The following is a 17,828-nucleotide window of genomic DNA, read 5'->3' as shown; positions in this document are numbered from 1 at the left end:
CCGCCCCTTCAGTCGACCCGGGCCCGGAGCCCGACGGCCGTGATCCCGGCGACCGCCGCCTCCTCGTCGTGGTCGGAGGTGTCGCCGGTCACCCCCACGGCGCCGAGCACCGCTCCGGTGTCGTCCGTGACGAGCACACCTCCCGGCACCGGCACGAGCGCGCCACCCAGCGCCGAGGTGACCGAGGAGACGAAGTACGCCTGCTGCTCGGCGCGTGCCATGATCCCGCGCGACCCCATCCCGAGCGCCAGGGCGCCGTAGGCCTTGCCGACGCCCACCTGGACGCGCCCGATGGACGAGCCGTCCTCCCGCTCGGCCGCGACGAGGTGGCCACCGGCGTCGAGGACGACGACGGTCAGCGGCTTCAGGCCGGCGTCGCGGCCGTGCGCCCGGGCAGCGGCGACGATGCCGCGTGCGGTCTCCAGGTCCATCATCGGCTCTCCTTCCTCTCCTGGCGGCGCCGGTGCAGGATCGGCTCGGTGTACCCGCTCGGCTGGTCGACTCCCTCGAACACGAGGTCGTAGGCGGCCCGGAAGGCCGGGCCGTCGAAGGTGGGGCCCATCGGCTCGTAGCCCTCGGCCCCCGCGTTCTGCTCGTCGACGACGGCGGCCATCCGGCGCAGCGTCTCCTCGACCTGCTCCGCGTCGACGACCCCGTGGGTGAGCCAGTTCGCGACGTGCTGGGCGGAGATGCGGCACGTCGCCCGGTCCTCCATGAGGGGCTCCCCCGTGATGTCGGGCACCTTGGAGCAGCCGACCCCTGCGTCGACCCACCGCACGACGTAGCCGAGCAGGCTCTGCAGGTTGTTGTCGAGCTCCTCCTGGCGGTCCTCGGCGGACCACCCGTCCGGGTCGCCGAGCGGGACGACGAGCAGGTCCTCGCGCCGGCCGCGGCGACCGGCGGCGGCCAGCTCCTCCTGCACCGCCCGGACGTCGACCTCGTGGTAGTGCAGGGCGTGGACCGTCGCCGCGGTCGGCGACGGCACCCACGCGCAGCTGGCGCCCGCCCGGGGGTGCCCGACCTTCGTCTCCGCCATCGCCCCGAGGGAGTCGGGGGCGGGCCACATGCCCTTGCCGATCTGGGCCCGGCCGAGCAGCCCGCACTCCAGGCCGATGTCGACGTTGAGGTCCTCGTAGGCCTCGATCCACGTCGTGCCCCTCATCGCGTTCTTGCGGACCACCGGGCCGGCGTGCATCGAGGTGTGGATCTCGTCGCCGGTCCGGTCGAGGAACCCGGTGTTGATGAACACGACCCGGTCGCGAGCCCGCTCGATGCAGGCCTTGAGGTTGAGCGACGTGCGGCGCTCCTCGTCCATGATGCCGACCTTGACCGTCCGCGGCTCCAGGCCGAGCAGCCGCTCGACGCGTTCGAAGACCTCGACGGCGAGCGCCACCTCGTCGGGGCCGTGCATCTTGGGCTTGACGACGTACATCGCGCCGGTGCGCGAGTTCTGCCGCTCGGTCGCGCCCCGGAGGTCACGCAGGCTGCCCAGCGCGGTCATCACCGCGTCGAGGATGCCCTCGGGCACCTCCCGGCCCTCGGCGTCGAGCACCGCGTCGCTCGTCATGAGGTGGCCGACCTGGCGGACGAAGAGCAGCGAGCGACCCCGCAGCACGACCTCGGAGCCGTCCGGCCCGGTGCACGTGCGGTCGGGGGCCATCGCCCGGGTGAAGGTCTCCCCGCCCTTGGTGACCTCCTCGGCGAGGGTGCCGTCCATCAGGTGCAGCCAGTTGCGGTAGCCGAGCACCTTGTCGGCGGCGTCGACGGCGGCGACCGAGTCCTCGAGGTCCATGATCGTCGAGACGGCCGACTCCAGGAGCAGGTCCTTGACGCCGGCACGGTCGCTCGCCCCGACCGGGTCCTCCGGGTCCACCTGGACCTCGACGTGCAGGTCGTGGTGCACGAGGACGACGGCCTCCGGGGCGTCCGGGGCGCCGCGATGGCCCACGTACTGGCCGGGGTCGGCGAGCCGTCGGACCTCGCCCTTCGCGGTCACGGCGAGCCCGTCGTCGTCCGCGGCGTAGCGTTCGGCGGCGGCGTGCGAGCCCTCCTCGAGGGGGAAGTGCTCGTCGAGGAAGGCGCGGCCCCGGCGGATCACCTCGTCGCCGCGGGTCGTGTTGTACTCCTCACCCGGCGCGAGGTCGCCGTCCTGCGGTACGACGTCGGAGCCGTAGAGAGCGTCGTACAGCGACCCCCAGCGAGCGTTGACGGCGTTGGTCGCGAAACGTGCGTTGAGCAGCGGGACCACGAGCTGGGGGCCGGCGATGCGAGCCACCTCGTCGTCCACCCCGTCGGTCGTCACCTCCACGTGCTCGGGCTCGTCGAGGAGGTAGCCGATCTCGCGCAGGAACGCTGCGTAGGCCTGCGGGTCGGGACGGCCGGGGTGCTCCCGGTGCCAGTCGTCGAGCCGGTGCTGGAGCTCGTCGCGGCGGGCGAGCAGCTCGCGCTGCCGGGGGGCGAGGTCCGCGAGGATCGAGGCGAGCCCTGCCCAGAACCGGGCGGGGTCCAGGCCGGTGCCCGGCAGGGCCTCGTCCACGACGAACCGGTGGAGCTCCGGCGCCACCTGCAGCCCGCCGACCGTCACCCGCTCCATCGCGTCTCCTGCTCCGCCGCCCGCAGGTAATGCTCGTGCGACGTTTCGTATCGTGGAATACTGAATCTGTATCTCGAAACTAGACAGCCGCAGACCAGGTGTCAACAGGCAAGGACCCCGCATGGACGATGACGGACGGTCGGCCCGGGCCGACGGCGTGCAGGCGCTGCACCGCGCCCTCGACGTCCTCGAGACCGTCGCCCGGCACGGGGGCCAGCTCTCCGTCGGTGAGATCGCCGCGGCATCGGGCTTGCCGGTGCCCACGACGCACCGGCTGCTGCGGACCCTGGTCTCGCGCGGGTACATGCGCCAGGCGCCGGACCGCCGCTACGCCCTGGGCTCCCGTCTCGTGCCGTTGGGCACCGCCGCCGGGTCCCTCGCGGGTGCCGGTTCCGAGGCGGTGCTGGCCCGGCTGGTCGACGCGCTCGGCGAGACCGCCAACCTCGCGACGCTCTCCGGCGCGCACGCCCAGTACGTCGCACAGGCCCCCGGGCGTCACACCATGCGGATGTTCACCGAGGTCGGCCGGCAGGTCGACCTGCACAGCACCGGCGTGGGCAAGGCGATGCTGGCCCGGATGCCCGACGACCGCGCCCTCGAGCTCGTCCGCCGGGTCGGCCTGACCCCACGCACCGTGCACACCCTCGTCACCGAGGACGCCCTGCTCGCCGACCTCGAGCTGGTCCGCAGGCGGGGCTACGCCGTCGACGACCAGGAGCAGGAGATCGGGGTGCGCTGCGTCGCGGTCGCGCTCGGCGACCCCCTCCCCTGGCTCGCCCTCTCGGTCTCGGGGCCCGTGACCCGGATGACCGACGAGCTCGTCGAGCGTGCGGTGCCGCTCATCCTCGGTGCCGCGGCGGCCCTGGGCGAGGGCCACCACACTGGGGGGTAGCGCCCCGGGGACCGGTCAGGCCCGGCCGCCGAAGAGGCTCGTCACCGAGCCGTCCTCGAAGACCTCCTTGACCGCCGCGCTGATCAGCGGCGCGATGGACAGCACCGTCAGCCCGTCGAACTCCTGCTCCGCCGGGATCGGCAGCGTGTTCGTCACGATGACCTCCCGTGCCGAGCACGCTTGCAGCCGCTCGACCGCCGGGTCCGAGAGGATCGCGTGCGTCGCGGCGATGATCACGTCCTTGGCGCCGGCGTCCTTGAGAGCGTCCGCCGCCTTCGTGATGGTCCCCGCGGTGTCGATCATGTCGTCGACCAGCACGCAGACCCGGCCGTCGACGTCACCGACCACACGGTTGGCGACCATCTCGTTCGGCCGGTTGATGTCGCGGGTCTTGTGGATGAAGGCCAGCGGCGCGCCACCGAGCCGCTTCGACCACTGCTCGGCCACCTTGATCCGTCCGGCGTCCGGCGAGACGACCGCGAGGTCCTCCCCGCCGTAGCGACGGGCGACGTACTCCGAGAGCACCGGGATCGCCATGAGGTGGTCGACCGGGCCGTCGAAGAACCCCTGGATCTGGTCGGTGTGCAGGTCGACGCAGATCAGCCGGTCCGCACCGGCCGTCTTGAAGAGGTCGGCCACGAGCCGGGCGCTGATCGGCTCGCGGCCACGGTGCTTCTTGTCCTGCCGCGCGTACCCGTAGAACGGCATGACCACGGTGATCCGCTTGGCGCTGGCCCGCTTGAGCGCGTCCACCATGAGCAGGTGCTCCATGATGTTCTCGTTGATCGGGCTCGTGTGGCTCTGGATGACGAAGGCGTCCGACCCGCGCACCGACTCCTCGAACCGGACGTAGATCTCGCCGTTGGCGAAGTCGTACGCGCTCGTCGGGACGAGCTCGGTTCCGATCTGCGCGGCGACCTCCTGCGCCAGCCCCGGGTTGGCACGCCCCGAGAAGACCATGAGCTGCTTCTTCGGACGCTTGCGGATGTTGGCCGACGGCGGTCGGTTGGCGTTGCTCACGTGCTCGGGCCCTCCGGGGTCGGCAGGTCGTCCGTGTCGTCGGCGCCGACGGCGGCCCCGGCTCGCGCCGCGGCGTCGGCCGTACGGGTACCGGGCCGGGCGCGCTCGACCCAGCCGTCGACGTTGCGCTGACGGGCCCGCGCGACGGCGATCTGCCCGGGCTCGACGTCCTGCGTCAGGGCGCTGCCGGCCGCGACGTACGCCCCGTCGGCCACCTGCACCGGGCTGACGACGACGGTGTGCGACCCGACGAAGCTGTGCGCGCCGATGCGCGAGTGGTGCTTCGCCACCCCGTCGTAGTTGGCGAAGATCGTCCCGGCCCCGATGTTCGCGCCCTCCCCGATCGTCACGTCCCCGGCGTACGTCAGGTGCGGCACCTTGGCGCCGTCGCCGATCTCGGCGTTCTTCGTCTCGACGAAACCGCCGATCTTGCCGCCGGCCCCGAGCCGGGTGCCCGGGCGCAGGTAGCTGTAGGGACCGACGGTCGCGCCCGCACCGATGACGGCGAGGTTCGCCACGGCCCGGGTGACCTCGGCGCCGTCCCCGACCTCGCTGTCGGTGAGGGTGACCTCCGGGCCCACCGTCACGCCGGCGCCGATGGTCGTCGCACCGAGCAGCTGGGTCCCGGGCAGCACGGTCGTGTCCTGGCCGATGCTGACGTCGACGTCGACCCACGTCGTGGCGGGGTCGACGATCGTCACCCCGGCCCGCTGGTGCCGCTCGCAGACGCGGCGGTTGAGCTCCGCCCCGAGGGCGGCGAGCTGGACCCGGTCGTTGACGCCTTCGGTCTGCCAGCGGTCGTCGACGACATGGGCGCTGACGCCCCGCCCGGCAGCGCGGGCGATGCCGACGACGTCGGTGAGGTACTTCTCGCCCTGCGCGTTGTCGGTGCCGACCTGCGCGAGCGCCTCGCGCAGCATCGCGGCGTCGAACGCGTAGATGCCGGAGTTGATCTCGGTGAGGGCGAGCTCCTCCTCGCTGGCGTCCTTCTGCTCGACGATCCGCGCCACGTGCCCCTCGGCGTCGCGGACGACGCGTCCGTAGCCCGTCGGGTCGTCGAGATGGGCCGTGACGACGGAGACCGCACTACCCGACGCGGCGTGTGCCTCGGTGAGCGCGACGAGGGTGTCGCCGGAGAGCAGCGGGACGTCGCCGTACGTGACGAGCACCGTCCCGGACAGCCCGGCCGGCAGGGCGTCCAGCCCGCACTCGACCGCCCGGCCGGTGCCCTTGACGTCGTCCTGGTCCGCGATGACCAGCGTCTCGTCGAACGCGGCGCAGAACTCGACGACCCGGTCCCGTGCGTGCCGCACGACCACCGAGACGTGCTCGGCGCGGGTGGCCCGGGCCGCCCGGACGGCGTGCCCGAGCAGCGTGGTCCCACCGATGCGGTGGAGGACCTTGGGGGTCGAGGACTTCATCCGCGTCCCCTCGCCTGCGGCGAGGACGATGACGGCGGCCGGGGTCGCGTTCACGCGGTGGGTCTCCTGCAGGAGGTGACGGCAGCGGACGTCGTCACTGTACCGGCGCGACGGCACCGCTGCGGACGCGGCCGTCGCGCCCGTCGGGGCCACCGCCCCGGGTGGGCTGCGACGCTCAGACCCGGGACGGGGACGGTGCGAGGTGGCCGCCACCGGGCGGGCGCCTCGGGGTCTCGCGGCGGCGACGCACCTTCTGCCGGATGTCGAGGGCGATCCCGAAGAGGAACACGCCCAGCATGGCCCAGCGGACCGGCCCGGAGACGTGGCCGGAGAGCACACCGAAGAAGAACACCATCGAGGTCAGCGTCACGGCCAGGTAGAGGAGCCCCCAGAAGATCCAGCGGAGCGCCTCGTTGACCATCTGGGTGCCCATACCATCTCCGTCCGCCGATGCCGTCCGTTTCGGATATCATGCCACCAAAATCGTCCGAACGGACGATGCGATCTCGCGGAACGTGACCGGCGGGGATGGATGCGGGCCTTTCGTCGGCGCTCCCTGGATCCCTCCCCGGGGGCTCGGCACGGCCTCGCCAGCTCGGCCGCTGCCGCTCCCCGGGTAGGCGCCGCGCCGTCGGCCCGGCTCCTCCGTCGCCGCCCCGACCGGCGCTCCCCAGATTCCTCCCCGGGGGCTCGGCACGGCCTCGCCAGCTCGGCCGCTGCCGCTCCCCGGGTAGGAATCGAACCTACGTCGCTTGTCCTGATTCAAAGTCAGGCGGGCCCTGCCAGCAGACCAACCGGGGACCGCCACCCCCACGGGGCGGCTCCGTCGAGGGTAGTCCAGCACCACGCGCCGACCGACCGCCCGCAGTCCGCCCACCCACCCGGCGAGGGCGCGCGACATGCCGACGGCGAGCGCCCGACGTCCGCATGTCGCGCACCCTCGTCGGGCCATCGGACGGCCACGCGCCGCACGACCCCATCCCGTACCGGACCACCACCCGGGGGCACAATGTGCGGGTGAGCGAACACAACGGGGGGAAGAAGAGCCGCGCCTCTCGCTCCCGCATGACGGGCCGCGAACGGCGCGAGCAGCTGATCGGCATCGGCCGGAAGCACTTCGCCGACAAGGGCTTCGAGGGTGCCACCATCGAGGAGATCGCCTCCTCTGCGGGCGTCTCGAAGCCGGTGGTCTACGAACACTTCGGCGGCAAGGAGGGGCTCTACGCGGTCGTCGTCGACCGCGAGATCGAAGCCCTCCTCGGTGGCGTCACGCACGCCCTCGACTCCGGCGGCACCTCACGCCAGCTCATCGAGCGCGCCGCCCTCGCGCTCCTCGACTACGTCGAGCACAACACCGACGGCTTCCGGATCCTCGTGCGGGACAGCCCGGCCGGGCAGGCCACCGGCTCCTTCGCGAGCCTGATGAGCGACATCTCGAGCCAGGTCGACCACATCCTCGCCGCCCAGTTCAAGAAGCACTCGCTCGACCCCAAGGCCGCACCCATGTACGCGCAGATGCTCGTCGGGATGGTGGCGCTCACCGGTCAGTGGTGGCTCGACAACCGCAAGTTCAAGAAGCACGAAGTAGCGGCCCACGTCGTCAACCTCGCGTGGAACGGGCTCACCGGCCTGGAGCCGAAGCCCGAGCTCACCCCGGAGACCCTCGAGCAGGGCTGACCGCGACGCCGCCTCAGCGGACCCGGTGCGCGACGGCGAAGACCCGGCGGAACGGGAAGATCACCCCGGCCGACGACCGCGGGTACGCCTCGGCGAGCGCCGCGGCGTAGGGGTCGACGAACGCGGCGCGGTCGTCGTCGTCCTCGAAGAGGTCCAGCACCGGTCGCAGCCCGGTCGCGGTCACCCACGACAGCACCGGGTTCTCGTCCTGGGCGTCGGGGTCGAGGATGTGGAGGTAGGTGGTCTCCCACGCGTCGACCGCACACCCAAGCCGGACGAGGAGGCGCAGGTACGTCGCCGGCTCACCGACCGACGGCACGTCGAGTGCCGCCGTGAGCTCGCCTGCGCGCGGGTGTCCGGCCGCGATCTCCCGCATCAGGGAGTGACTCGGCGCGTCGAAGTTGCCCGGCACCTGGAGCCCGAGCCAGCCGTCGTCGGCAAGTGCCTCCACCCACGGGCCGACGAGGTCGAGGTGCCCGGGGACCCACTGGAGCGTGGAGCTCGTGACGATGACGTCGGGCGCCTCGCCGAGGGACGCCGGGTCCCAGTCGCGCAGGTCGGCCTGCACCCACTCGACACGGTCCCGGGCGTCCAGCGACCGGGCAGCCTCCAGCATCGACTCCGAGGAGTCGATGCCGACGACCCGGGCCTGGGGCCAGCGCTCGGCCAGGAGCAGCGTCATCGGACCGTTGCCGCAACCGAGGTCGACGACCATCCCGGGCTCGTCCGCACCGACCCGCGACACGAGGTCGTCGAACGGCCTCGACCGCTCCTGAGCGAACTGCCCGTAGGCGCTCGGGTCCCAGCTCACCGTGGTCCGCATGGCCATCCTCCTCGATGTCGCCCGCCAGCATGCATCCGATATATCTCGATGTCAAGATACTTGACGAGGAGTAGCATTCGGCCATGTCCGCTGACGACGTCGACCGTATCGTCTCCGCCTGGCGTCGAGAACGACCCGATCTCGACGTCTCCCCGCTCCAGGTCCTCTCCCGTGTCTCCCGGCTCGCCCGCCGCCTCGACCTCGCGCGCGGCCGCGCCTTCTCCGGCACCGGGCTCGAGGGCTGGGAGTTCGACGTCCTGTCCGCGCTGCGTCGCACCGGGGCTCCCTACGAGCTGAGCCCCGGCAACCTTGTCGCCGAGACCCTCGTGACGAGCGGGACGATGACCAACCGTGTCGACCGTCTCACCGCCCGAGGCTTCGTCGAGCGCCACCCCGACCCGGGCGACCGCCGGGGCGTCCTCGTGCGGCTCACCCAGGAGGGGATGAGCGCGGTGGACGACGCCCTCGCCCAGCTGCTCGCCGGCGAGCGCGAGCTCCTCGCCGAGCTCGACGACGACGACCAGGCCGTCCTGTCGACGCTGCTGCGCCGCCTGCTCACCCCCTTCGAGTCCGGGCGCACCTGACCCCCGGGCCGCTCCGGGCGTCCGCGCTCCGGGGCGGGGGCCGTCGCGTCCCGGGCGGACCACGGAGCCGGGGTCGGGGTGGACGGTCAGCCGACGACGTCGGCCGCCTCGAGCCACTCGAGCTCGAGGGCGTCCTTCTCCTCGCCGACCTCACGCAGCTCACGAGTCAGCTCGAGGACCTTCCCGTGGTCGGTCGCGGCGTCGGCCATCGCTGCGTGCAGCCGCTCCTCGCGCTCGGTGAGCCTGGCCAGCTGCTTCTCGACGCGAGCCATCACCTTGCGGGCCTCCCTCGCCTGCGCGGGAGTCGGTCCGTCCACCGCCTGCGCCGGGGCCGGGGCCGGGACGGAGGGCATCGCGGTCGCCGGACGGGAGCCCTCCCCCTCCTCGACGAGCGCGTGCCGTAGCCGGAGGTACTCCTCGACCCCGCCGGGCAGGTCACGCAGCCGGCCGTCCCCGAGCAGCGCGAGCTGACGGTCGCAGACCCGCTCGAGGAGGTACCGGTCGTGCGAGACGACGACGAGCGTGCCCGCCCAGCCGTCGAGGACGTCCTCGAGCGAGGTGAGGGTGTCGATGTCGAGGTCATTGGTGGGCTCGTCGAGGAGCAGCACGTTCGGCTCGTCCATGAGCAGGCGGGTCAGCTGGAGGCGCCGCCGCTCACCGCCCGAGAGGTCGCCCACCCGGGCCTGCTGCTGTGGCCCGCTGAAGCCGAGCCGCTGCGCCAGCTGGGACGCGGAGAGCTCCTTCCTCCCGAGCCGGACCACGGACCGGACGTTCTCCACCGCCTCGATGACCCGGCGGTCGCGGTACGCGTCGAGCTCGCGGACCTCCTGGGTGAGGAACGCCAGGCGCACCGTGACGCCGACCTTGCGCTTTCCCGCGGCGAGCGGCGCCTCGCCGGCGACGGCCCGCAGCAGGGTCGACTTGCCCGCCCCGTTGACCCCGACCAGACCGATCCGGTCCCCCGGCCCGAGCCGCCAGGTGAAGCGGTCGAGGAGCACCCGCTCCCCCACCGTCAGCTGCGCGTCGAGGAGGTCGACGACGTCCTTGCCCAGGCGTGTGGACGCGAAGCGCAGGAGCTCGACGTCGTCGCGCGGCGGGGGCTCGTCCGCGATGAGCGCGGTGGCTGCCTCGACGCGGAACCTCGGCTTGCTCGTCCGGGCCGGTGCGCCCCGGCGCAGCCAGGCGAGCTCCTTGCGCAGCAGGTTGTCGCGCCGCTCGGCGAGCACTCCCGCCATCCGCTCGCGCTCGGCACGGGCGAGGACGTAGGCCGCGTAGCCACCGTCGTACTGGTGCACCGCACCGCTGCCGACCTCCCAGGTCTGCGTGGCGACGGCGTCGAGGAACCACCGGTCGTGGGTGATGACGAGGAGCCCGGTGTCCGGGCGGGCGAGGGTGCCGGCGAGGTGCTCGGCGAGCCAGGCGACGCCCTCGACGTCGAGGTGGTTCGTGGGCTCGTCGAGCAGCAGCAGGTCGGGGGCGTCGACGAGCAGCGCCGCGAGCGCGACCCTGCGCCGTTCCCCACCGGACAGCGGACCGACGGAGGCGCCGAGCCCACCGACCACCGGTGCGTCGAGCCCGCCGAGCAGCCCGGTGAGGACGTCACGGACCCTCGGGTCGGCGGCCCACTCGTGCTCGGCCAGCCCACCGAGGACGGCGGTGCGCACGGTGGAGCCCGGGTCCAGGGAGTCGTCCTGGGTGAGGACGCCGACCCGCAGCCCGCGGGTCCGGGCGACCCGGCCGTCGTCCGGCACGCGGGTGCCGGCGAGCACCCGCAGGAGGGTCGTCTTGCCGCCACCGTTGCGGCCGACGACGCCGATCCGGTCGCCACCGTTCACGCCGAGGGAGACGGCGTCGAGCACCTGGGTGGTGCCGAGCGCGAGGGACGCGCGCTCGACCGAGACGAGGTTGGGCACTAGTCGACCCGGTGGTGGATGACGTGCGCGCCGTGCACCGGGCCGCTCGCCCGCCGCACGTCGGCGGCCACCCCGCTCGCGGTCAGGGCGACGGCGAGGTCGATACCGGCCTCGGTGGTCTCGACGAGGAACGCGCACGTGGGTCCGGAGCCGGACACGATGCCTCCGAGGGCGCCGTACTCCATGCCGGCCGCGAGCGTCTCGCCCAGGTCGGGGCGTAGCGAGACCGCGGCCTCCTGGAGGTCGTTCGTCAGCTGGGTCGCGAGCTCGTGCGGGTCGCCGGTGCGCAGTGCCGCCATGAGGGTCGGCGTCGCGACGGGCTCGGGCACGTCGTGGGCGCCTCGCAGCCGGTCGCACTCGGCGTAGACCTCGGGCGTGGGGAGCCCGCCGTCGGCGAGGGCGAGCACCCAGTGGTACGTCCCCCGGGCGAGCACCGGCGCGAGCCGCTCCCCCCGTCCGCTGCCCATCGCGGTCCCGCCCGCGACGAGGAACGGGACGTCGCTGCCGAGCTCGGACCCGATCTCCTCGATCTCCTCACGGACGAGGTCGAGCCCCCACAGGTGGTCGAGCGCGACGAGGGTCCCCGCGGCGTCGGCGGAGCCACCCGCCATCCCTCCCGCGACGGGGATGCCCTTGCGGATGCTCACGTGCACCGGGGACCCCTCGTGCCGGTCGGCGAGCAGCCGGGCGGCGCGGAGCGCGATGTTGTCGTCGTCGGTGGGGACGCCGTCGGCGAGCGGGCCGCCGACGCTGACGCCGAAGTCGTCGGCCGCCGCGACGGTGATGTCGTCGTAGAGCCCCACGGCCTGGTAGACGGTGGCGAGCGAGTGGTAGCCGTCCGACCGGCAGGGGCCGACGAGGAGCTCGAGGTTGACCTTCGCCGGGACGCGCACGGTCACGGGGCCGGGCACGAGCGGGGCTGCGGTCATGACCTCACCCTAGCCAGACGCCGGAGCCGTCCTCGCGGCGGCGATCCGGGCGAACTGCTCGACGCCGAGCTGCTCACCGCGCGTGCGGGGCTCGACCCTCGCCGCGACGAGGACCGCCTCCGCCGCCGCGGGCGAGCCGGCCCATCCGGCGAGCGCGGCGCGCAGCGTCTTGCGACGCTGCGCGAAGGCCGCGTCGACGACCCGGAAGACCTCCTCGCGGGAGACCGGGACGTCCGGCGGCTCCCGGCGGGTCATCGCGACGAGCCCGGAGTCGACGTTCGGCACGGGCCAGAAGACGCTGCGCGACACCGTCCCGGCGAGGCGGACGTCGGCGTGCCAGGCGGCCTTCACGCTCGGGACGCCGTAGGTGCGCGAGCCGGGCGGGGCGGCGAGCCGCTCGGCCACCTCGAGCTGGACCATGACGAGCACCGACGCGATGGACGGGAAGCACTCGAGCATCCGCAGGACGACCGGGACCGACACGTTGTACGGCAGGTTGGCGACGAGCGCCGTGGGTGGCGGGCCGGGCAGCCCGGTGACGGCGAGCGCGTCCGCGGGGACGACGTCGAGCCGGTCGGCGAGACCGGGCGCCCGGGCCGCGACGGTGGCCGGGAGCGCCGCGGCCAGGGCCGGGTCCACCTCGAGCGCGACGACCCGGCGCGTCACCGGCAGCAGGGCGAGGGTGAGGCTGCCCAGCCCGGGACCGACCTCGACGACGACGTCGTCCGCCCCGACCCCGGAGACGCGCACGATGCGGCGCACGGTGTTGCCGTCGACGACGAAGTTCTGCCCCCACTGTTTCGTGGGCCGGATGCCGTACCGGGCGGCGAGCTCCCGGACGTCCGCAGCTCCGAGCAGCGCCGAGGCGGCGGGGTCGGGGGCGTCCGTCACGCGGTCACCCTAGCCACGCCCGACCCGGACATTTCGGGGTCACCCCGAAATGTCCGCCAGACCCCGGCTCGGAGCCGGGGTCTGGCGGACGAAGCGGGGTGTCGCGCACCCCGGAGAGGTCAGGCGGCGTGCGCGCAGCCCCAGGGCGACAGACCCGCCTTGGCGTAGTACCGGTTCGCGACCGTGATCTGCTCGGCCCGCGACGCGAGGTCGGCGCGCGGCGCGAAGTCGTCGCCACCGTTCGCCAGCCAGGAGGCCGTGGCGAACTGGAGGCCGCCGTAGTAACCGTTGCCGGTGTTGATGGACCAGTTGCCGCCGGACTCGCACTGGGCGATGCGGTCCCACATCGCGGCGTTCGCGAGGTTGATGCCCGCGCCCGAGGTGTTGCCGGCGTCACGCTTCGCGGACGGCGCGGACTTCGTACCCACCTTGACGACCTCGGTGACCGGCTTGCGCACGACCTTCTCGGACTTCACGACGCGGCTGTCGTACTTGCCGTCGATGTACGTGGCGACGCGCACCTGCTCCTTGGAGCCGTCCCGCCCCTTCGTCACCGTCTTGCGCTCGCCCTTGCGCATCGACGAGTCGCTCTTCTCGACGGTCTCGTGCGGGATGTCCACGGTGACGGTGCGGGTCTTCTTCGTGACGACCTGGACGACGATGCTCATCCCGTCCTCGACGGCCGTGCCGGCCTTCGGGCGGACGATGTCGTCGCCGTCCGGCGTCACGCCGACCTCGGCCAGGACGTCCCCGACGGTGGCGGCGACGGTGCTCGCGCTGCGCTCGTCACCGCCGACGACCAGAGAGACCTGCTTCGGGGTGGTCATCGTCATCGCGAGACCCTCGCGGCCGAGGCGCTGGGACCGGGAGGCGCTGAGCACGGCACCCTCGGCCCGCAGGCCGAGGTCCCGGAGAGCGTCGCCGACGGTCGTCGCGGTGGTCCAGTACTCGCGCGTCTCACCGTCCACCGTGAGCCGGAGCTGGCGGCCGAAACGCACCGAGATGCGGTCGCCGTCGGCGATCGGGGAGTCGAGGGACGGGACGACGACGTCGTGCTCGCCGACCGTGATGCCCTTCTTCTCCAGCGCGTCGCGGACCGTGGAGCCGAACACGTGGACCGAGCTGGGCGAGCCGTCGACGGTCAGGGCGACGGCCTTGTCGAGGTGGGCCACACCGACCGAGCCGAGCGCGACGACGAGGGCCGCGGAGCCTTGGGCGACGTGGCGGAGGGGGCGGTTGAGCAACGAGATCTCCAGAGGTGGGGCGTCCCGGGCACCGGCGTCCGGACGCTGCCGCGAGGGCCTCGACCAGGGGTGTCGAGCACGAGAACGCGCCCGCCGGCCTCGTCGCCGGGAGGGCGCTCACGTGAGTCGTCCGGGGCGGTCCGGCCCCGGCCTTCTTCCCTCCACCGTGCAGGACCAGCGGGACGACGGTCAAGTTTCGGTAACGGCCTCCTCTCAGGAAGGGCCGATCGGACGAGTGATATCCCGTCACATCCGTCCCACTCGTCTCACCCGTCACATCCTTCATCCCGCTCGGCGGGACCCCGGCACCCCGGCGGACACCGGACGGCGTGGGGTCACCACGGGCCGTACAGCCGCTCGGAGTTCTCGCTCACGGCCTCGCAGAGGGTCGCCACCGCGACCCCCAGGGTCGCAGCCATTGCTCGCACCGTGAGCGGGACGAGCATCGGGCTGTTCGAGGCGCCTCGCCACGGGTGCGGCGTGAGGTACGGGGCGTCGGTCTCGACGAGCACGAGCTCGAGCGGGGTCACCGAGAGCGCGTCCCGCAGACCTTTCGCGTTCTTGAACGTCACCGTCCCGCTGAACGACAGGTGGTAGCCGCGCGCCACGCACTCCCGGGCCAGGTCGAGGTCGCCGGAGAAGCAGTGCATGACGGTCCGCTCCGGAGCACCCTCCTCGGCGAGGACCCGCAGGACGTCGGCGTGGGCGTCGCGGTCGTGGATCTGCAGCGCCCGGCCGGTGCGCTTGGCGATGTCGACGTGCCGGCGGAAGGACTCCTCCTGCGCGGCATGGCCCTCGGGCCCGGTGCGGTAGTGGTCGAGCCCGGTCTCGCCGACGACCCGGACCCGCGGATGCCCCGCGAGCTCCTCGACCCGCGCGAGCGCGGTGTCGAGGGACCCGGCGGCGGCCAGCCCCGGCGCCTCGTTCGGGTGGACGGCGACACCGGCGAGGACCGCCGGGTGCGCCTCCGCGGCCGCGACCGCGAACTCGTTGCCCGCAGGGTCGCAGCCGATCTGGACGACACGGTCGACGCCCACCGCGGCGGCGGCGCGCAGGGCCGGCCCGAGGTCGTCGACGCCCACCGTCCCGCCCTCGCGGCTGATGTCGAGGTGGGTGTGGTTGTCGACGACGGGGATGGGCAGCGGGTCCGGCGGCTCCGGCTCCCCGCGCCGGCTCGGCTGGGACGTCATCGGGTCAGGCCCCGGCCCGCGCCAGCTCGTCGTCGACGACCGACTCGTCGAGCTTGGTGAACACCGGCGCCGGCTTGCCGACCGGGGTGCCGACGACGACCGGCCGCGACTCCCAGGCCGGGGTGGTCGTGTACTCCCCGGTGATGACCGGCCAGGAGCGACCCTCGTCATCGGGGTCGAGCCCGGTGACGGTCTCGAGGCGAGGCATGGGGACGAGCTCGCCCTCGCCACCGAGCACGGTGTGCACCCGGTTGGCGGCGTGCGGGAGGAACGGCGCGAGCATCGTGTTGAGGTCGGACACGCACTGGACGAGGGTGTGCAGGACGGTCGCGAGACGGTCACGCTCGTCCTCGCCCTTGAGCTTGAACGGCTCGGTGCGCGACACGTAGGCGTTGACCTCGCCCACCACCCGCATGGCCTCGGCGATCGCCGCCTTCTGCCGGTGCCGCCCGATGAGGTCGCCCACCGTGTCGAAGCCGGCGAGGACCGTGGCGCGCACCTCGTCGTCGATCGCCTCGAGTGGACCGGGGCGAGGGATCTCGCCGAAGCTCTTCGCGACCATCGCGGCGGTCCGGGAGACGAGGTTTCCCCAGCCGGCCACGAGCTCGGAGTTGTTGCGCTGCACGAACTCCCGCCAGGTGAAGTTCGCGTCCTGGCTCTCCGGGCCGGCCGCGCAGATGAAGTAGCGGATGCCGTCGGGCCCGTAGCGGTCGAGGACGTCCCGCACGAGGACCGTGTACCCGCGCGAGGTGGAGAACTGCTTGCCCTCCATCGTCAGGAACTCGCTCGAGACGACCTCGGTGGGCAGGTTGAGCTCGCCGAAGGCGCCCGGCTCACCCCCCTTGTCGCCCTTGCCTGCGTAGCCGAGGAGCTCGGCCGGCCAGATCTGGCTGTGGAAGGTGATGTTGTCCTTGCCCATGAAGTAGTACGACAGCGCCTCGGGGTCGTTCCACCACTCGCGCCACCGCTCCGGCTCGCCCTGCCGCCGGGCCCACTCGACGGATGCCGAGAGATAGCCGATGACGGCGTCGAACCACACGTAGAGGCGCTTGGCCGGGTTGTCCCGCCAGCCGTCGAGCGGCACGGGGATGCCCCAGTCGATGTCGCGGGTCATCGCGCGCGGCTTGATGTCGTCGAGGATGTTGAGGCTGAACCGGATGACGTTGGGCCGCCAGGTGCCCGAGGCCTCCCGGCCGGCGAGCCAGTCGCGTAGGGCGTCGGCGAGGGCCGGCAGGTCGAGGAAGAAGTGCTGAGTCTCGACGAACTCCGGGGTCTCGCCGTTGATCTTGCTCCGGGGGTCGATGAGCTCCTCGGGCTCGAGCTGGTTGCCGCAGTTGTCGCACTGGTCGCCGCGGGCGTCCGGGTAGTGGCAGATCGGACACTCACCCTCGATGAAGCGGTCGGGCAGGGTGCGGCCGGTGGACGGCGAGATCGCGCCCTGCTGGGTGCGCTCGACCATGTAGCCGTTCTGCCACACCTGGGTGAAGAGCTCCTGGGCGACGGCGTAGTGGTTGGCCGTGGTCGTGCGCGTGTACAGGTCGTAGGAGCAGCCGAGGTCGGCGAGCTCGCCGGCGATGAGCGCGTGGTTGCGGTCGACGAACTCGCGCGGGGTGACACCGGCCTGGTCGGCGAGGACGAGGATGGGCGTGCCGTGCTCGTCGGAGCCGCTGACCATGAGGACGTCGTGCCCCGCCATCCGCATGTACCGGCTGAAGACGTCGGACGGCACGCCGAACCCGGCGACGTGGCCGAGGTGGCGGGGACCGTTGGCGTACGGCCAGGCGACGGCGGAGAGCACCTTCATGCGGTGAATCCTAGGCGTGCACCGCAACCCGCTTTCGGCCGCCGCCGAGGGGGTCCGGTCAGCGCCGCCACTCGTAGGGGGTCGTCGTCGTGACCCTCACCAGGCCCGACCGCTCGAGGATGGGCCGGGAGTACGGAGTCGAGTCGCTCTGCAGCACGCTCTTGCCGAGGCGCAGCGCCGAGCGGGCGCGCGCCGCCGTCAACGCCCGGTAGATCCCGAGGCCGCGCCACCCGGGCAGTGTGGCGCCACCCCAGATCCCGGCCACCTCGGTTCCCGCCACCGGTTCGAGCCTCCCGGAGCCCACGGGGACGCCGTCGGCCTCGGCGACCCACAGCTCGACGTCCGGGTCGGCGGCGAGCCGCCGGACCAGGTCGTCGGCGCGCCCGGCCGAGACGGGGTCGCCGAAGGCGGTGTCGGCCATGGCGCTGACGGCCCGCACGTCGGCCTCCTCGGTGACCCTCCGCACGACGACCCCGACCGGCAGGGCGACGGCGGTCACGAGCCCGGCTGCCGGGCCCATCATCACCGTCTCCTCCTCGCCGCGTTCGAAGCCGTGCTCGACGAGGGCCTCGTACAGCCCGGGGGCATCGTCATGCCCGAAGGTCTTCCACTCGGCGGTGTGGACCGCCCGGTCCGCGGCGAAGTGCTCCCGGACGGCAGCCACCCACTCGCGGAGGGTCCCGGCGTCGGCGCCGGCGAGGTCACGGTAGGCCACGAAACCGAAGCCCCCGGCGAACGTGACCAGGTGCAGTGGGCCGAGACGGACGCTCGACACCGCGGTGGGCGCGGAGAAGTCACGCAGGTTCTCGTAGTAGATCCGCAGGAGGGCGGCGGGGTCGGGCGACAC

Annotated in this window: 16 protein-coding genes and 1 tRNA gene; 3 read left to right on the top strand and 14 right to left on the bottom strand. The window is 73.0% G+C overall.

Annotated elements, in window-relative coordinates; all coding sequences use genetic code 11:
* Nucleotides 1-8: 8 nt before the first annotated feature.
* Together JQN72_RS00335 and JQN72_RS00330 are read right to left on the bottom strand one after the other, a co-directional pair.
* Nucleotides 9-431 carry a heme-binding protein gene (locus JQN72_RS00335; RefSeq protein ID WP_239099889.1) on the bottom strand — a complete coding sequence of 141 codons (423 nt, stop codon included), beginning with the start codon at nucleotides 429-431 and terminating at the stop codon, nucleotides 9-11.
* A complete protein-coding gene (locus tag JQN72_RS00330) occupies nucleotides 431-2,593 on the bottom strand; it encodes a malate synthase G (protein ID WP_204133156.1) in 2,163 nt (720 codons plus the stop codon). Before JQN72_RS00330 ends, JQN72_RS00335 begins: the two co-directional genes overlap by 1 nt.
* Nucleotides 2,594-2,714: 121 nt before the next feature.
* On the opposite strand from JQN72_RS00330, the gene JQN72_RS00325 reads away from it, so the two are divergent.
* Nucleotides 2,715-3,485, top strand: a complete 771-nt coding sequence (locus tag JQN72_RS00325) for an IclR family transcriptional regulator (protein WP_204133155.1) — start codon at nucleotides 2,715-2,717, stop codon at nucleotides 3,483-3,485.
* A gap of 15 nt (nucleotides 3,486-3,500) precedes the next feature.
* Here the strand turns inward: JQN72_RS00325 and JQN72_RS00320 are convergent, their stop codons facing one another.
* The 4 genes from JQN72_RS00320 to JQN72_RS00305 all read right to left on the bottom strand — a co-directional run bounded on the left by JQN72_RS00320 (nucleotide 3,501) and on the right by JQN72_RS00305 (nucleotide 6,727).
* Nucleotides 3,501-4,505 (bottom strand): ribose-phosphate diphosphokinase, encoded by a 1,005-nt coding sequence (locus JQN72_RS00320; protein WP_307812307.1) that lies wholly within the window; start codon nucleotides 4,503-4,505, stop codon nucleotides 3,501-3,503.
* The gene (gene glmU, locus JQN72_RS00315; RefSeq protein WP_204133154.1) at nucleotides 4,502-5,980 is read right to left on the bottom strand and encodes a bifunctional UDP-N-acetylglucosamine diphosphorylase/glucosamine-1-phosphate N-acetyltransferase GlmU; all 1,479 of its coding nucleotides are present in this window, start codon (nucleotides 5,978-5,980) and stop codon (nucleotides 4,502-4,504) included. The genes JQN72_RS00320 and glmU overlap by 4 nt, the downstream gene beginning before the upstream one ends.
* Nucleotides 5,981-6,101: 121 nt before the next feature.
* Nucleotides 6,102-6,359 carry a hypothetical protein gene (locus JQN72_RS00310; protein ID WP_204133153.1) on the bottom strand — a complete coding sequence of 86 codons (258 nt, stop codon included), beginning with the start codon at nucleotides 6,357-6,359 and terminating at the stop codon, nucleotides 6,102-6,104.
* A 289-nt stretch (nucleotides 6,360-6,648) separates the two neighbouring features.
* Nucleotides 6,649-6,727: transfer RNA gene (locus tag JQN72_RS00305), tRNA-Gln, on the bottom strand.
* Nucleotides 6,728-6,991: 264 nt separating this feature from the next.
* Between JQN72_RS00305 and JQN72_RS00300 the strand changes: the two genes are divergently transcribed.
* Nucleotides 6,992-7,603 (top strand): TetR/AcrR family transcriptional regulator, encoded by a 612-nt coding sequence (locus tag JQN72_RS00300; RefSeq protein ID WP_204133234.1) that lies wholly within the window; start codon nucleotides 6,992-6,994, stop codon nucleotides 7,601-7,603.
* A gap of 13 nt (nucleotides 7,604-7,616) precedes the next feature.
* Here the strand turns inward: JQN72_RS00300 and JQN72_RS00295 are convergent, their stop codons facing one another.
* On the bottom strand, nucleotides 7,617-8,426 hold the full coding sequence (locus JQN72_RS00295) for a methyltransferase domain-containing protein (RefSeq protein ID WP_204133152.1): 810 nt from the start codon (nucleotides 8,424-8,426) through the stop codon (nucleotides 7,617-7,619).
* 83 nt (nucleotides 8,427-8,509) lie between these two features.
* Between JQN72_RS00295 and JQN72_RS00290 the strand changes: the two genes are divergently transcribed.
* Nucleotides 8,510-9,010: a MarR family winged helix-turn-helix transcriptional regulator gene (locus JQN72_RS00290; protein ID WP_204133151.1), complete on the top strand. Its 501-nt coding sequence runs from the start codon at nucleotides 8,510-8,512 to the stop codon at nucleotides 9,008-9,010.
* 86 nt (nucleotides 9,011-9,096) lie between these two features.
* Here the strand turns inward: JQN72_RS00290 and JQN72_RS00285 are convergent, their stop codons facing one another.
* The 7 genes from JQN72_RS00285 to JQN72_RS00255 form a co-directional block, all read right to left on the bottom strand.
* A complete protein-coding gene (locus JQN72_RS00285; RefSeq protein WP_204133150.1) occupies nucleotides 9,097-10,923 on the bottom strand; it encodes an ABC-F family ATP-binding cassette domain-containing protein in 1,827 nt (608 codons plus the stop codon).
* Nucleotides 10,923-11,852 carry a 4-(cytidine 5'-diphospho)-2-C-methyl-D-erythritol kinase gene (locus JQN72_RS00280; RefSeq protein ID WP_204133149.1) on the bottom strand — a complete coding sequence of 310 codons (930 nt, stop codon included), beginning with the start codon at nucleotides 11,850-11,852 and terminating at the stop codon, nucleotides 10,923-10,925. Before JQN72_RS00280 ends, JQN72_RS00285 begins: the two co-directional genes overlap by 1 nt.
* A 9-nt stretch (nucleotides 11,853-11,861) precedes the next feature.
* Complete coding sequence (gene rsmA, locus JQN72_RS00275) at nucleotides 11,862-12,743, bottom strand: 16S rRNA (adenine(1518)-N(6)/adenine(1519)-N(6))-dimethyltransferase RsmA (protein ID WP_204133148.1); 882 nt, start codon at nucleotides 12,741-12,743, stop codon at nucleotides 11,862-11,864.
* Between the two features lie 119 nt (nucleotides 12,744-12,862).
* Complete coding sequence (locus tag JQN72_RS00270; protein WP_204133147.1) at nucleotides 12,863-13,987, bottom strand: resuscitation-promoting factor; 1,125 nt, start codon at nucleotides 13,985-13,987, stop codon at nucleotides 12,863-12,865.
* Between the two features lie 335 nt (nucleotides 13,988-14,322).
* A complete protein-coding gene (locus JQN72_RS00265) occupies nucleotides 14,323-15,177 on the bottom strand; it encodes a TatD family hydrolase (RefSeq protein WP_204133146.1) in 855 nt (284 codons plus the stop codon).
* A gap of 4 nt (nucleotides 15,178-15,181) precedes the next feature.
* Complete coding sequence (gene metG, locus JQN72_RS00260) at nucleotides 15,182-16,981, bottom strand: methionine--tRNA ligase (protein ID WP_204133145.1); 1,800 nt, start codon at nucleotides 16,979-16,981, stop codon at nucleotides 15,182-15,184.
* Nucleotides 16,982-17,039: 58 nt separating this feature from the next.
* Nucleotides 17,040-17,828, bottom strand: coding sequence for a GNAT family N-acetyltransferase (locus JQN72_RS00255; protein WP_204133144.1), 789 nt, complete (start codon nucleotides 17,826-17,828; stop codon nucleotides 17,040-17,042).

The organism is Phycicoccus sp. CSK15P-2 (assembly GCF_016888005.1).
Classification (GTDB): domain Bacteria; phylum Actinomycetota; class Actinomycetes; order Actinomycetales; family Dermatophilaceae; genus Phycicoccus.
The sequence above is the reverse complement of the archived record's forward strand: the minus strand, read 5'-3'. Positions and strand labels throughout refer to the sequence as shown.